The organism is Kitasatospora sp. NPDC048540, assembly GCF_040651175.1.
Taxonomy (GTDB): domain Bacteria; phylum Actinomycetota; class Actinomycetes; order Streptomycetales; family Streptomycetaceae; genus Kitasatospora.
The window spans coordinates 64,967-78,303 of record NZ_JBEZIR010000009.1; the positions used below are offsets into that span (position 1 = coordinate 64,967).

Annotated in this window: 12 protein-coding genes; 7 read left to right on the forward strand and 5 right to left on the reverse strand. The window is 73.3% G+C overall.

Features of this window, described 5'->3' with window-relative positions; genetic code table 11:
* Window positions 1-74 precede the first annotated feature (74 nt).
* Window positions 75-293, forward strand: a complete 219-nt coding sequence (locus AB0D08_RS06375; protein WP_033819024.1) for an antitoxin — start codon at window positions 75-77, stop codon at window positions 291-293.
* Between the two features lie 8 nt (window positions 294-301).
* On the opposite strand, the gene AB0D08_RS06380 is transcribed toward AB0D08_RS06375, so the two are convergent.
* Both AB0D08_RS06380 and miaB read right to left on the reverse strand, forming a co-directional pair.
* Window positions 302-1,000 carry a class III extradiol dioxygenase subunit B-like domain-containing protein gene (locus AB0D08_RS06380; protein ID WP_033819047.1) on the reverse strand — a complete coding sequence of 233 codons (699 nt, stop codon included), beginning with the start codon at window positions 998-1,000 and terminating at the stop codon, window positions 302-304.
* Window positions 1,001-1,059: 59 nt separating this feature from the next.
* Window positions 1,060-2,550, reverse strand: coding sequence for a tRNA (N6-isopentenyl adenosine(37)-C2)-methylthiotransferase MiaB (gene miaB, locus AB0D08_RS06385; RefSeq protein WP_359886468.1), 1,491 nt, complete (start codon window positions 2,548-2,550; stop codon window positions 1,060-1,062).
* 71 nt (window positions 2,551-2,621) lie between these two features.
* On the opposite strand from miaB, the gene AB0D08_RS06390 reads away from it, so the two are divergent.
* Window positions 2,622-3,650: a TAXI family TRAP transporter solute-binding subunit gene (locus AB0D08_RS06390; protein ID WP_359886471.1), complete on the forward strand. Its 1,029-nt coding sequence runs from the start codon at window positions 2,622-2,624 to the stop codon at window positions 3,648-3,650.
* 48 nt (window positions 3,651-3,698) lie between these two features.
* Here the strand turns inward: AB0D08_RS06390 and AB0D08_RS06395 are convergent, their stop codons facing one another.
* Both AB0D08_RS06395 and AB0D08_RS06400 read right to left on the reverse strand, forming a co-directional pair.
* Window positions 3,699-5,135, reverse strand: a complete 1,437-nt coding sequence (locus tag AB0D08_RS06395) for a HAMP domain-containing sensor histidine kinase (protein ID WP_033819027.1) — start codon at window positions 5,133-5,135, stop codon at window positions 3,699-3,701.
* Window positions 5,136-5,142: 7 nt separating this feature from the next.
* A complete protein-coding gene (locus AB0D08_RS06400; RefSeq protein ID WP_359886474.1) occupies window positions 5,143-5,940 on the reverse strand; it encodes a response regulator transcription factor in 798 nt (265 codons plus the stop codon).
* Between the two features lie 675 nt (window positions 5,941-6,615).
* Here AB0D08_RS06400 and AB0D08_RS06405 point away from each other — a divergent pair.
* From AB0D08_RS06405 to AB0D08_RS06425, 5 genes are all read left to right on the forward strand, one after another.
* The gene (locus AB0D08_RS06405; protein WP_233288957.1) at window positions 6,616-7,344 is read left to right on the forward strand and encodes an amino acid ABC transporter ATP-binding protein; all 729 of its coding nucleotides are present in this window, start codon (window positions 6,616-6,618) and stop codon (window positions 7,342-7,344) included.
* A gap of 131 nt (window positions 7,345-7,475) precedes the next feature.
* Window positions 7,476-8,378 (forward strand): glutamate ABC transporter substrate-binding protein, encoded by a 903-nt coding sequence (locus AB0D08_RS06410; RefSeq protein WP_033819029.1) that lies wholly within the window; start codon window positions 7,476-7,478, stop codon window positions 8,376-8,378.
* 146 nt (window positions 8,379-8,524) lie between these two features.
* Window positions 8,525-9,175: an amino acid ABC transporter permease gene (locus tag AB0D08_RS06415; protein WP_033819030.1), complete on the forward strand. Its 651-nt coding sequence runs from the start codon at window positions 8,525-8,527 to the stop codon at window positions 9,173-9,175.
* Window positions 9,172-10,008: an amino acid ABC transporter permease gene (locus AB0D08_RS06420; protein WP_033819031.1), complete on the forward strand. Its 837-nt coding sequence runs from the start codon at window positions 9,172-9,174 to the stop codon at window positions 10,006-10,008. Before AB0D08_RS06415 ends, AB0D08_RS06420 begins: the two co-directional genes overlap by 4 nt.
* A gap of 110 nt (window positions 10,009-10,118) precedes the next feature.
* Window positions 10,119-11,795 (forward strand): FAD-dependent monooxygenase, encoded by a 1,677-nt coding sequence (locus tag AB0D08_RS06425; RefSeq protein WP_359886476.1) that lies wholly within the window; start codon window positions 10,119-10,121, stop codon window positions 11,793-11,795.
* Window positions 11,796-11,802: 7 nt separating this feature from the next.
* On the opposite strand, the gene rny is transcribed toward AB0D08_RS06425, so the two are convergent.
* Window positions 11,803-13,197 (reverse strand): ribonuclease Y, encoded by a 1,395-nt coding sequence (rny, locus tag AB0D08_RS06430; RefSeq protein ID WP_033819033.1) that lies wholly within the window; start codon window positions 13,195-13,197, stop codon window positions 11,803-11,805.
* Between the last annotated feature and the right edge of the window lie 140 nt (window positions 13,198-13,337).

Here is a 13,337-nt window from a genome sequence, read left to right on the forward strand (position 1 = left end):
GGTTTGCAGCGGCGGACGTCCGGGCAGGTCCCGGCGACGGATCAGGTGCGACGGCCTCGGACAGGGAGAGCGACATGGGTCTGATGGACAGCTTCAAGGGCAAGGCCGAGGAGCTCAAGGAGAAAGCCGGCGAGCTCGCGGGCAAGCACAACCAGAAGATCGACGAGATGGTCGACAAGACCGGCTCGGCGGTGGACAAGGCCACCAAGCACAAGTACAGCGACAAGATCGAGAACACCGCGTCCAAGGCCAAGCACGCCGTGGACGACTTCGCCGCCAAGCCGAAGGACTGAGTCGCCCCTCAGTGCCAGGAGGCGACGAAGTAGCCGACGCCGTAGGGCGCGTGGTCGTAGCTCAGCCGGCCGCGGAGGCCGGCGCCCTCGGCGGCGCCCGCCAGGACCTGCCAGGGGGCCCGGCCCTCGGCCAGCAGTTCGGCGGCGAGGCCGGCGTCGAGCGCGGCCAGCGCCTCGGTGTCGGCCGACCCCAGGGCCGCGGCCACCGCGGCGTCCCAGCCCTCGGCCCGCTCGTCCAGGTAGCCGGGCGCCTTGACCGAGCGGCAGGCGCTGCCGTCGCCCATCACCAGCAGGCCGACCCGGTCGGCGAGGTCCGCCAGACCCTTGCCGAGGCCCAGCAGCCGGTCGGGGGCGGTGTCGGAAGGCACCGCGCAGGCGTGCGTCGGCACGGTGGCACCGGACTGCTCCAGCAGCCAGGCACCGACGGTCAGCGCCGGCGTCAGCTCGCCCTCGCCGGGGCCGCCGAGCGGCAGCCGAGCGGCCAGCTCGACGCCGTACCGCTGGAAGGTGCCGACCCCGCCCTCGGTCCAGACCTCCGCCCGCGGGCCGGTCCCGACCACCACGATCAGCTCGGCACCGGACGCCAGCAGCTCGCCGACCGCCGCCCGGCAGGCCTCGCGGAGCGGTTCGAGCTCGGGGGCGGCCCCGGCGGCGACCACCGGGACGAGCAGCGGCGGACAGGGGCAGACGGCGGCGGCGACCAGCATGTCGATCACTCTAGCGGTGCCCGGCCGCACCGGCCGGGCACCGCCGGGAGCCGTTGCGCTCAGTCGCAGCCGCAGCCGCTGCCCGCCGGGGCGGGCGAGGGTGCGGGGACGCCGATGCTCGGCAGCCCGAGCATCACCCCGGCCGGCTTGGCGGCCGGGGCGGCCTGCCGCTTCTCCCAGGCGTCGCCCGCCCGGGTACGGCGCACGGCCAGCGTCGGGCCCTCGGCCAGCAGGTGGTGCGGGGCCGCGTAGGTGATCTCCACGGTGACCATGTCGCCCGGGCGGACCGGCTCGGCGGGCCGGGTGAAGTGCACCAGCCGGTTGTCGGGGGCCCGGCCGGAGAGCCGGTCGGTCCGGTCGTCCTTCTTGCCCTCGCCCTCGGCGACCAGGATCTCCAGCCGGCGGCCGACCTGCTTCTTGTTCTCCTCCCAGGAGATCTCCTCCTGGAGGGCGACCAGGCGCTCGTAGCGCTCCTGCACCACGGCCTTCGGGATCTGCCCGTCCATCTCGGCCGCGGGGGTGCCGGGCCGCTTGGAGTACTGGAAGGTGAAGGCGTTGGCGAACCGGGCCTGGCGGACCACGTGCAGGGTCTGCTCGAAGTCCTCGTCGGTCTCGCCGGGGAAGCCCACGATGATGTCGGTCGAGATGGCGGCGTCGGGCATCGCGGCGCGCACCTTCTCGATGATCCCGAGGAAACGCTCCTGCCGGTACGAGCGGCGCATCGCCTTGAGCACGGTGTCCGAACCGGACTGCAGCGGCATGTGCAGCTGGTGCATCACGTTCGGCGTCCCGGCCATCGCCGCGATCACGTCGTCGGTGAAGTCGCGCGGGTGCGGGGAGGTGAACCGGACCCGCTCCAGGCCCTCGATCTGCCCGCAGGCTCGCAGCAGCTTGGAGAACGCCTCGCGGTCGCCGAGGTCGGAGCCGTAGGAGTTGACGTTCTGGCCGAGCAGGGTGACCTCGACCACGCCCTCGGCGACCAGCGCCTCCACCTCGGCGAGGATGTCGCCGGGCCGGCGGTCCTCCTCCTTGCCGCGCAGCGCGGGGACGATGCAGAAGGTGCAGGTGTTGTTGCAGCCGACCGAGATCGCCACCCAGGCCGCGTACGCGGACTCGCGGCGGGTGGGCAGCGTGGAGGGGAAGGTCTCCAGCGACTCCAGGATCTCCACCTGGGCCTGCTGCTCGATCCTGGCCCGCTCCAGCAGGGCCGGCAGGTGGCCGATGTTGTGGGTGCCGAAGACCACGTCGACCCACGGCGCCTTGCGCACGATGGTGTCGCGGTCCTTCTGGGCCAGGCAGCCGCCGACGGCGATCTGCATGCCCCGGTGGCTCTGCTTGGCGGGAGCGAGCCGGCCGAGGTTGCCGTACAGCTTGTTGTCGGCGTTCTCGCGGACGGCACAGGTGTTGAAGACCACCAGGTCGGGATCGCCGTCCTGGTCGGCCTTGGCGTACCCCGCCTCCTCCAGCAGCCCGGACAGCCGCTCGGAGTCGTGGACGTTCATCTGGCAGCCGTACGTGACGACCTTGTAAGTTCGCAAGCTCTCCTCCATACCCACAACTGCAAGGGTAAGGGCACCGGCCGGGCCTCCCGTCCGGCCGCCGGGCCTGGCAGTATCCCTGCATGGCCGACACTCCGCTCCCCGCCCGACCGGGCGCCGCCGTGCGCGCCGCCCTCCGCAGCCGCCCGGTGCCGGTGGTGGTGGCGTTGCTGCTGGTGGTGGCCGCGGTGCTGACCGGCTGGCGGGTCTCCGGCGCCGGCTCGGGCGGCCGGCCGCAGCGGGAGGCGGGCTTCGCCACCGGGGTCCCGCGCGGGGTCTACGACCTGTACGGGCAGCTGCTGCGCCGGTACGTCGGGGAGAGCGTCCCCGGCCTGCACCTGCGGCTGGACAACTCGCAGGGCTCGGTCGACAACCTGGAGCGGGTGGTGGCCGGCCGGGACGACTTCGCCATCGCCACCGCGGACGCGGTGACCTCCTTCGACAAGCCCGGCAAGCCCAAGCTGCGGGCCATCGCCCGGCTGTACGACGACTACCTCCAGCTGGTGGTCCCGGCCGGGTCCAAGGTGGAGCACGTCGCCGACCTGCGCGGGCTGCGGGTCGGGGTCGGCCAGGGCAAGTCCGGGGTGAACCTGGTCACCCGGCGGCTGCTGGGCGCGGCCGGGCTGGACCCGGACCACGACATCGTGCCGCTCGGCCTCGGCGTGGGCGACGCCGCCGACCAGCTCAGGGGCGGCCAGCTGGACGCGTTCTTCTGGTCCGGCGGACTGCCCACCGCGGCGCTGACCGACCTGGCCGGCCGCTTCCCGATCCGGATCGTGCCGCTGGCCGAGCTGGCCGAGCCGCTGCAGCGCCAGGAGGGCGGCGGGGCCGCCGCCTACCGGGCGGCCACCATCCCCGCCAACACCTACCCGGGCATCCGGCCGGCCGACACCCCGGTGCCCACCGTCGCCGTGCCCAACCTGCTGGTGACCAGGGACGACGTGGACCCGGCCCTGGTCCAGGGGGTGACCAGAGCGGTGATCGACAGCCGCGACACCATCGGCGCCCAGGTGCACGCGGCGCAGCTGGTGGACCTGCGGACCGCGGTCTACACCGACCCGCTGCCGCTGCACGAGGGCGCCCGCCGCTACTACACCTCGGTCAAACCCTGACGCCCGACGCGCCACCCGAAAGGCTCGACGAAGGCCTCGGCGGGCGTCTCAGCGGCCCGGACGCTGCCTGGGGACGGTGAGGGCGACCGTCAGCCCGGTCGGCTCGGCCGGTGCGAAGTCCAGCGAACCGCCGCCGGCCAGCAGCAGGGTGCGGGCGATGGACAGGCCGAGGCCGGAGCCGTCCACGTTCTGGTGCCGGGAACTGCGCCAGAAGCGGTCACCGATCCTGGCCAGCTCCTCCTCGGTGAGGCCGGGCCCGTGGTCGGTGACGCTCACCACCACCTCGCGTTTGTGCAGTTCGACGGCGACCGTGACCGCCGAGCCGGCGGGCGCGAACTTGAGCGCGTTGTCCAGCACGGCGTCCAGCGCGCTGCCGAAGCCGATCGGATCGGCCAGGCCGTGGGCGAGCGCCGGGGAGCGCCGCTCCAGGCTCAGACCGCGCTGCTCGGCGGTCGGGCGCCAGGCGTCGACCCGGGCCATCACCAGCCGGGTCAGGTCGACCGGCTCGGGTTCGGGCCTGGCGTGCTCGGCGGTGGCCAGGCCCAGCAGGTCGTCCAGCACCCGGGCCAGCCGGGTGCCCTCCTCGCGGACCGCGCCGAGTTCCGCGTCGTGTCCCTCCGGCAGCTCCAGGCCGAGCAGCTCGACCCGCAGCAGCAGCGCGGCCAGCGGGTTGCGCAGCTGGTGCGAGGCGTCCGCGACGAAGGCCCGCTGCTGGTCCATGGCCAGCACCACGTGGTCGGCCATCTCGTTGAACGAGCGGGCCAGCCGGCGCAGCTCCGGCGGTCCTCCGCTGGGCGCGACCCGGGCGTTCATCCGGCCGGTCGCGATGTCGTGGGTGGCCCGGTCGAGGGTGCGGACCGGGCGCAGCACCCAGCCGGTGAGCAGCACCGCGAACAGGATGGCCACGATCATGGCGAGCACCTCCCCGCCGGCGATCACCATCCACTTCTGCAGCACCCTGGCGCGCAGCGGCCCGGTGGGCGATTCGGTGATCACCACGGCGACCACGTCGCCGTCGCGGACCACCGGCAGTGCCACGGTGAGGGTGTCGTCCGAGTTCCACGGCCAGACCTGGCGCGGGTTGTGGCTGCGCCGCCCGTCCAGCGCCTCCTGGAAGGCCTCGGCGCCGGGACCGGTGGTGGCCTGCCAGCCGTGCGGGGCGACCGCGACGGCGTCGCCGTCGCGGTAGAAGATGCCGATCCTGATGCCGTACAGCTCGTGGTACCGGGTGACCTCGCCGTTCAGCGCGCTGAGCCGGCCGGTGTCGCCCGCCACCGGCTGGTAGTCACCCTTGATCGCGGTGTTGATGCCGCTGGACCGGCCAGGGGTGGGGAGGTCCTGGGCGAAACGGGCCGCGTCGTCGATCCGGTCGACCACCACCTCGCTCTGCTCGGAGGCCGCCGACAGGTAGCCCAGCGGCACCCCGAGGGCGGCCAGGACGGCCGCCATCAGGGTGAGCAGGATGCTGAGCAGGCGGGTGCGCACGTGGTGGTCAGCGCTCCGCTTCGCCGCGCCCGGCGGTGCCGGCGTCGGTGTCGGTGTCCGCGTCGACAGTCGGTCCGGCCTCGGCGGGGCCGTCGGCCGGCTGCTCGGGGATCAGCCGGTAGCCGACCCCGCGGACGGCCTCCACCAGGCCGGGCAGGCCGAGCTTGGTGCGCAGCGAACCGATGTGCACCTCCAGGGTGCGGCCGTTGCCCTCCCAGCCGCTGCGCCAGACCTCGCTGAAGATCTGCTCGCGCCGGTAGACCACGCCCGGGCTCTGGGCGAGCAGCGCGAGCAGGTCGAACTCCTTGCGGGTCAGCGGCACGTCCCGGCTCTGCACGCTGACCCGGCGGCGCTCGCGGTCGATCACCACCCCGCGGGCCTCCAGCGGCCCGCGCGGGGCCGCCTCCTGCGTCCCGTCCGCCGGTGCGGACGCGGCGGCCACCCCGCGGCGGGCCACGGCGTGGATCCGGGCCAGCAGCTCGCCCATGTCGTACGGCTTGGTGACGTAGTCGTCGGCGCCCAGGTTGAGGCCGTGGATGCGGGAGCGGATGTCGGCCCGGGCGGTCACCATGATCACCGGAACGCTGCTGGCGGCCCGGATCCGGCTGCACACCTCGAAGCCGTCCCGGTCGGGCAGGCCGAGGTCGAGCAGGACCACCCGGTAGGGGTCCTGGCCGTCGGGGACGAGGGCGTCCAGCGCCTCGTGCCCGCTGCGGGCGTGCCGGACCTGGAAGCCGTGCCGGCCCAGGACGGCGCTCAGCGCGGCGGCGACCCGGTCGTCGTCCTCGACCAGAAGCAGGCGCATCGCACTCCTCTCACTCGTTCCTTGCCCGCGTCCCGGCGGGAGCTGTCCGACGGGGGCTGTCCGCCGGGGTGACCGGCCGGTAGCCCGCGGGTGGCTGCCGCGGGACCGCGGCCCGGCCTTCACCGACCGGATCGCAGTATTCTCCGGCCCCGGTCCACCATTGTCACGGTGGTCTCGGCCACGCCCCCGTTCCGGCGGTGATCCACCGGGGCGGGAGCGGTCCCCCGCGACCGTCCCGCCGGGCCGGCGGACGGCACGGCGGAGGGCACGGCGGACGGCACGCGGACGGCACGCGGACGGCACGGCGGACGGCGGGCCGCGGGTACCCGTCCGGCGGCGGGCCGGCCGCCCGCGCACCCGGCCGATCCGTCCGTCCCGTTCCCCGCCGGCCGGCCGCGGATCCGCCGTGACGGTGGGTGTGGCCGGATCGTGATGCTCAAGTTCCGCTCAGATCGGCTGACATGGCATCGTCGGCTTTCCTAAGGTCGCCCCACCGGGGGCCGCGGGCTCCGCCGGCTCCGGCCCCCGGTACCAAGCGCCGACCGGCCGTACCGGGACCACCGTCCCGGCACCGGCGGCGCAGCCCAAGGGAGTTCACCCCTGGGACCGGACACGAGGGAGCAAGGCGCGATGACCGAGAAGACTGTCACCGACTCCGTCACCGGGCCGGCTCCCCTGGTGGTGCTGAGCGGCGTCGACAAGCACTTCGGCGCGTTGCACGTGCTCCAGGACATCAACTTGGAGATCGCCCGCGGCGAGGTCGTGGTGCTGATCGGCCCTTCGGGCTCCGGCAAGTCGACGCTGTGCCGGACCATCAACCGGCTGGAGACCATCGACGCGGGCACCGTGCTGATCGACGGCCGTCCGCTGCCCGCCGAGGGCAAGGCGCTCGCCGAACTCCGGGCCGAGGTCGGCATGGTGTTCCAGAGCTTCAACCTGTTCGCGCACAAGACCGTGCTGGAGAACGTGGTCCTCGGCCAGGTCAAGGTCCGCAAGGTCAAGCGCCCCGAGGCCGAGGCGACCGCCCGCGAGCTGCTGGAGCGGGTCGGGGTCGGCGCGCAGGCGGACAAGTACCCCGCGCAGCTGTCCGGCGGCCAGCAGCAGCGGGTGGCGATCGCCCGCGCACTGGCCATGAAGCCCAAGGTGATGCTCTTCGACGAGCCCACCTCGGCCCTCGACCCGGAGATGGTCAACGAGGTGCTGGAGGTGATGCGTTCGCTCGCCGCCGAGGGCATGACGATGGTCGTGGTGACCCACGAGATGGGCTTCGCCCGCTCCGCCGCCAACCGGGTCCTGTTCATGGCGGACGGCCGCATCGTGGAGGAGAACACCCCGGAGGCGTTCTTCACCGCCCCCCGCACCGACCGGGCCAAGGACTTCCTGTCGAAGATCCTGCACCACTGAGTGGGCCACGTGATCTAGCGTCAGTGCCGACCCGGCACGGCGGACCGAAGGGGGACCGCCGCGCCCAGCGGAACTCTCCCGACCCCAGTGCCCGGTTGACCCGTGGCCAGATCCCAGGAGTACGAACCCTCATGAGGACCCGTCGCACCATCGCCGTCGCCCTGTCCGTGCTGACCCTGACGGCCGTCGCCGCCTGCGGCAAGGAGGGCTCGCCGAACGACGACGCGGCCGGCAGCGCCAAGCCGCAGCTGCCGACGTACACCGTGAAGTCCGACGTCAAGCTGGACGCCTCGCCCGCGTGGACCAAGGCCAAGAAGGCCGGCAAGATCACCATCGGCGCCAAGTCCGACCAGCCGTTCCTCGGCTTCGAGGACGTCCAGACCGGCACCCGCAGCGGTTTCGACATCGAGATCGCCAAGATGATCGCCGCCGACCTGGGCTTCGCCGAGAACCAGATCACCTGGCAGACGGTGGCCTCCGCCAACCGCGAGACCGCGATCTCCGGTGGCCAGGTCGACTTCTACGTCGGCACCTACAGCATCAACGACAAGCGCAAGGCGAGCGTCTCCTTCGCCGGCCCGTACTACATCGCCGGCCAGGACCTGCTGGTGCAGAAGGACAACACCTCCATCACCGGCCCGGAGAGCACCAAGGACAAGAACGTCTGCACAGTGACCGGCTCCACCTCGGTCGACCAGATCAAGAAGTACGGCGCCAAGGTCACCCAGTACGACTCGTACTCGCAGTGCGTGGACAAGCTCCTCACCGACGAGGTCGACGCGGTCACCACCGACGACTCGATCCTCAAGGGCTACGCCGCGAAGAACGCCGGCAAGCTCAAGGTGGTCGGCAAGACCTTCTCGACCGAGAACTACGGCGTCGGCCTCGGCAAGGACGACAAGGCGCTGCGCGACGCGATCAGCGACGCCCTGAAGGCCCACGAGGACAACGGCGACTGGAAGAAGGCCTACGACGCCACCCTCGGCCTCTCCGGCTCGGCCGCCCCGGCCGTCCCCGCGCTCGAGCGGTACTGATCCCACCCCGGCTCCCCGTCCCGGTGCCGGCCGGCGCCGGGGCGGGGAGCCGGGTCTTTCACGGGCCGGGTCCTCACGGACCTTCACGGGCTCGCCCGCCCGCCACGCGCCACCACGTAACCACCAATGAGAGGAGGGCCGCCGGTATGGGTGTTCTGTTCGAGGACGGGAACCTCGCGCTGTTCCGCGACGGCTTCCTGCGCACGGTCGAGCTCAGCGCGGTCAGCGCGGTGCTCGCCCTGCTGCTCGGCATAGTCCTGGCGGCCTTCCGGGTGTCCCCGGTGCCGGCCCTGCGGGTGTTCGGCACCGTCTGGGTCAACATCTTCCGCAACACCCCGCTGACCCTGCTGTTCTTCGCGGTCACCTTCGGGCTCCCGCGGCTGGACGTGCACCTCGACTCCTTCACCTTCGCGGTGATCGCGCTCAGCGCGTACACCGGCAGCTTCGTCTGCGAGGTGCTGCGGGCCGGCATCAACACCGTGCCGCTCGGCCAGGCCGAGGCCGCCCGCAGCCTGGGCATGGGCTTCGGCCAGACGCTCGGCCTGGTGATCCTGCCGCAGGCCGTCCGCTCGGTGATGTCCCCGATGAGCTCGATCTTCATCGCCCTGCCGAGGAACTCCGCGGTGGCCGGCGCGTTCAGCGTCGCCGAGCTCTACAACTGGCAACAGACGATGACCGACAAGGGGTACGCCATCTTCGGGATCTTCTTCTGGGTGGCGCTGGCGTACCTGTGCATCAGCTTCTCCGTCCAGCAGCTGTTCAGCTTCGCCGAGAAGCGGATGGCGGTGGCCCGATGAGCGCCGGTTCCGCCTCCGTCCTGTACGACGCGCCCGGCCCGCGGGCCCGGCTGCGCTACCGCGTCTTCGGGGTGCTCTCGGTCGTCGGGATCGCCGCGCTGCTCTGGTTCGCCTACTCCAGCCTGGCCGACGCCGGCCAGTTCTCGGCCGCGATGTGGTCGCCGTTCGAGTACGCCAGGGTCCAGCAGCGGATCGTCGACGGCATGCTGGAGACCCTGAAGGTCTTCGGCCTGTCCGCGCTGTTCTCGCTGGTCCTCGGCGCGCTGCTGGCGGCCGGCCGGCTCTCCGACCACCGGCCGGTGCGGGCCGTGGCCACCGCGGTCGTCCAGTTCTTCCGGGCGATGCCGCTGCTCATCATGATCTTCGCGCTGTACCGGGCGGTGTTCAGCGCCGATCCGTTCTGGGCCCTGGTGGTCGGCCTCAGCCTCTACAACGGGGCCGTCCAGGCGGAGATCATCCGCTCCGGCGTGAACGCCGTCCCGCGCGGGCAGGCCGAGGCCGCCTACGCGCTGGGCCTGCGCAAGACCTCGGTGATGATGACCATCCTGGTGCCGCAGGCCGTCCGGTCGATGCTGCCGGCCATCATCGGCCAGCTGGTGGTCACCCTCAAGGACACCTCGCTCGGCTACGTGATCACCTACAGCGAGCTGCTCTACGCCGGCAAGCTGATCGCCAGCAACACCTCCACCCCGGACGGCTACCCGTACATCCCGGTGGTCCTGGTGATCGGCCCGATCTACATCGCGATGTGCCTGGCGCTCACCGCGCTGGCCAAGTGGATCGAGGCGCGCGGCCGTCGCGGCACGAACCGGCGCACACCTGCCGCTGCTTGACGGACACCCAGGTGATCTGTTGCATTGCTCTTCGTGACACCACCCGGAGCCTCCCCAGCCCTGAGCACTGAAGCCGGGCCCCGTCGCGCCCGCCGCGCGGAGGTTTCGACGTGGACCCGGTGATCGTGGTCGGGGCCGGGCCGGTCGGCCTGGCCCTGGCCCTCGCCCTGGCCCGCAACGAGGTGCCCTCGATCGTGCTGGACGAGGGCGCCGGGCTGTGCCCGGAGAGCCCGCGCACCGTGGTGCTCGGCGGCGAGACCACCGCCTTCCTCGGACGGATCGGCTACTCCCGGGCCGAGTCGGACGCCGCCCGCTGGGAGGCGTTCACCATCTGGCGCCGCCGCTCCGAGGTGCTGCGGCTGCCCCTGGCCGACTCCCCGGTGCTGCACCTGGCCCAGCACCGCCTGCAGCGCGGTCTGCGGGACGCCGTCACCGCGACCCCGCTGATCCAGCTGGTACCGCACAGCCGGGTGGCCGAGCTGGAGCAGGACCGGGACGGTGTCGGCGTCCGCACCGAGCACACCCAGGACGGCACCCGCACCTGGTGGCGCGGCAGCCACCTGGTCGGGTGCGACGGCGCACGCTCCACCGTCCGCCGGCTGCTCAAGATCCGCTTTCCGGGGCGGCCGGCCGTCGACCGGCACGCGGTGGCGACCGTCCGGGTCGACCTGCCGTTCGCCGGCGAGGCCCGGCTGCACCGCGAACCCCCGTGGCGCGGCGACCGCGAGGCCTGCGCCCGCCCGCTGCCGGACGGCCTGTGGCGCCTGGACTGGCGGCTGCCCCCGGGCCGCCCGCAGCCCAGCGAACCCGTCGACCCGCACGCCACCTGGCCCGGCATCGTCACCGGCGACACCCTGCTCGCCCGGGTCAAGGCCACCCTCACCGGCTGGTGCGGCGAACTGCCCCGCTACGAGCTGCTCGCCGCCGCCGACCACACCGCACAGCAGCGGCTGGCCGCCCGGTTCCGCTCCGGCCGCTGCTTCCTGGCCGGCGACGCCGCCCACCTGCACGGCGCCCTCGGCATGCAGAACCTGACCGACGGACTGCGCGACGCCGACAACCTCGCCTGGCGGCTCGCCCTGGCCTGGCACCTGCACTCCGGCGGGCCGCAGCCCGGCGGCTCCCTGCTGGACGGGTACGAGACCGAGCGCCGCGGCGCGGTCGGCGCGCGGCTGCGCGCGGTCGACCAGACGATGCCGCTGCTGCGACCGCTGCGCGGCTGGCAGCAGACCCGCCGCTCGCTGCTCACCGGGTCCTTCCGCAAGCACGCGCCGCTGCTGGCGGACGGTCAGCTCGGCACCGGACGGTTCGGCGGCGCGCCCGCGTACCCGGCCGCGCCCTCCGGCGTACCCGGGCGGGTACCGGTGCAGCGGGGGCCCGGGCGGGGCACCTCGCTCACCGAGAGCCTGCCCGCCACCGCGCCCGGGGTGCTGGTGCCGGACCTGCCGGTGGTGACCATGGAAGGTACCCCCGACCAGCTCCGCTCGCGGCTCGGCGGCGGCTTCCTGCTGCTGCTGGTGGCGCCCGGGACGGCGGTCTGGGCGTCCCGGCACTGGCTGGGCGCGGGGCTGATGCCGCGGCTGGCGGAGGTCGCGACGGCGCTGCCGGTACCGGCCGAGGTGCTGGTCACCGAGCAGTACCCGGGCGCCGACCCGCACACCGTGCTGCTGATCCGGCCCGACGGGCACCTGGTCGGCGCCACCCAGGGGTGCCGGGCCGACGCGCTGCTGGCCCTGGCCGACAACGCGCGGGGCGGCCCGGGGGCGCTGGCGGGCGCGGGGAGCTAGGGCGTGTTCACCGGGCGAACTCCGTCGCCCGGCTCTCCCGCACCACCGTGATCCTGATCTGCCCCGGGTACGTCAGCTCCTCCCGGACCTGCCGGGCCACCTCGCGGGCGATCACCTGCGCGCGCAGGTCGTCCACCACCTCCGGCTGGACCATCACCCGCACCTCGCGCCCCGCCTGCATCGCGAACACCTTCGACACCCCGTCGTGGCCGCGGGCGATCTCCTCCAGCCGCTCCAGCCGCCGCACGTACGTCTCCACCGACTCGCGCCGCGCCCCGGGCCGCCCGCCCGAGCAGGCGTCGGCCGCCTGCACCAGCACCGCCTCGACCGTTGCGGGGTCGACCTCGCCGTGGTGCGCTTCGATGGCGTGTACCACCTCCGGCGGTTCCCCGTGCCGTCGCGCGAACTCCGCACCGACCGCCGCGTGGCTGCCCACCACCTCGTGGCTGAGCGCCTTCCCGACGTCGTGCAGCAGCGCCGCGCGCCGTACCAGGCCCTCGTGCACCCCCAGTTCGGCGGCCATCGTCCCGGCCAGGTGGGCGGACTCGACCAGGTGCCCGAGGACGTTCTGCCCGTAGGAGGTCCGGTAGTGCAGCGTGCCGAGCGCCCGGACCAGTTCCGGGGCCATCTCGCCGATCCGGACGGCCAGCAGCGCGTCCTCACCGGCCCGCACGCACAGCCGCTCGATCTCGGTCCGGCTGCGCTCGTGGACCTCCTCGATCCGGGCGGGCTGGATGCGGCCGTCGCCGACCAGTGTCTCCAGGGTCAGCCGCGCGGCCTCCCGCCGGACCGGGTCGAAGCAGGAGAGCTGGACCACGCCCGGGGTGTCGTCGACCAGCAGGTTGACGCCGGTGACCGTCTCGAAGGCGCGGATGTTGCGCCCTTCACGGCCGATGATCCGGCCCTTCATGTCCTCGTTCGGCAGCCGGAAGACCGTGGTCACCGACTCGGCGGTCTGCTCCACGGCCAGCCGCTGGACGGAGGTCGCGATGATCTCCCGGGCCCGCAGTTCGCCTTCCGCCCTGGCCTGCCGCTCCAGCTCCCGGACGGTCACCGCGGCCTCGTGCCTGGCCTCGTCCTCGACCTCGTGGACCAGTTCCGCCTTGGCCTGGCGCGCCGTCAGCCCGGCTATCCGCTCGAGCGCCTGCCGGTGGCCGGTGTCGAGTTCCCGCAGCTCGGCCTGGGCGACGACCAGTTCGGCCGAGCGCGCAGCGAGCTCGTCCTCCTGCTGGTGCAGGCGCCGCAGCTCGGCGGCCAGCCGCTCCTCGCGCCGGTCCAGCTCCGCGCGGCGCTGGCGCAGCATCAGCCAGCCGGCCGCCAGGACCAGGCAGAGCGCCGCCGCGAGCACCAGGCCGGTCACCAGCATGACGGGCCCCGAACCGGCATCAGTCGCGATCGTCATCCGAGTCACTCCCCCGTCCCTGCGCACACTCTGCCGTGGCGGCGGTGAGGGAGTCGACCGGGGACCGCACGGGGCGGACGACTGTACGGAACCGACTCCGGCCGATGGCACGGCCCGGCGCACCGACGGGATGGTCGGAG

Coding starts and splice junctions, on each gene's coding strand:
- AB0D08_RS06420 (WP_033819031.1), top strand. CDS start 9,172: ATGAGCGCCGGTTCCGCCTCCGTCCTGTACGACGCGCCCGGCCCGCGG.
- AB0D08_RS06375 (WP_033819024.1), top strand. CDS start 75: ATGGGTCTGATGGACAGCTTCAAGGGCAAGGCCGAGGAGCTCAAGGAG.
- AB0D08_RS06390 (WP_359886471.1), top strand. CDS start 2,622: ATGGCCGACACTCCGCTCCCCGCCCGACCGGGCGCCGCCGTGCGCGCC.
- AB0D08_RS06400 (WP_359886474.1), bottom strand. CDS start 5,940: ATGCGCCTGCTTCTGGTCGAGGACGACGACCGGGTCGCCGCCGCGCTG.
- miaB (WP_359886468.1), bottom strand. CDS start 2,550: ATGGAGGAGAGCTTGCGAACTTACAAGGTCGTCACGTACGGCTGCCAG.
- AB0D08_RS06410 (WP_033819029.1), top strand. CDS start 7,476: ATGAGGACCCGTCGCACCATCGCCGTCGCCCTGTCCGTGCTGACCCTG.
- AB0D08_RS06380 (WP_033819047.1), bottom strand. CDS start 1,000: ATGCTGGTCGCCGCCGCCGTCTGCCCCTGTCCGCCGCTGCTCGTCCCG.
- rny (WP_033819033.1), bottom strand. CDS start 13,197: ATGACGATCGCGACTGATGCCGGTTCGGGGCCCGTCATGCTGGTGACC.
- AB0D08_RS06415 (WP_033819030.1), top strand. CDS start 8,525: ATGGGTGTTCTGTTCGAGGACGGGAACCTCGCGCTGTTCCGCGACGGC.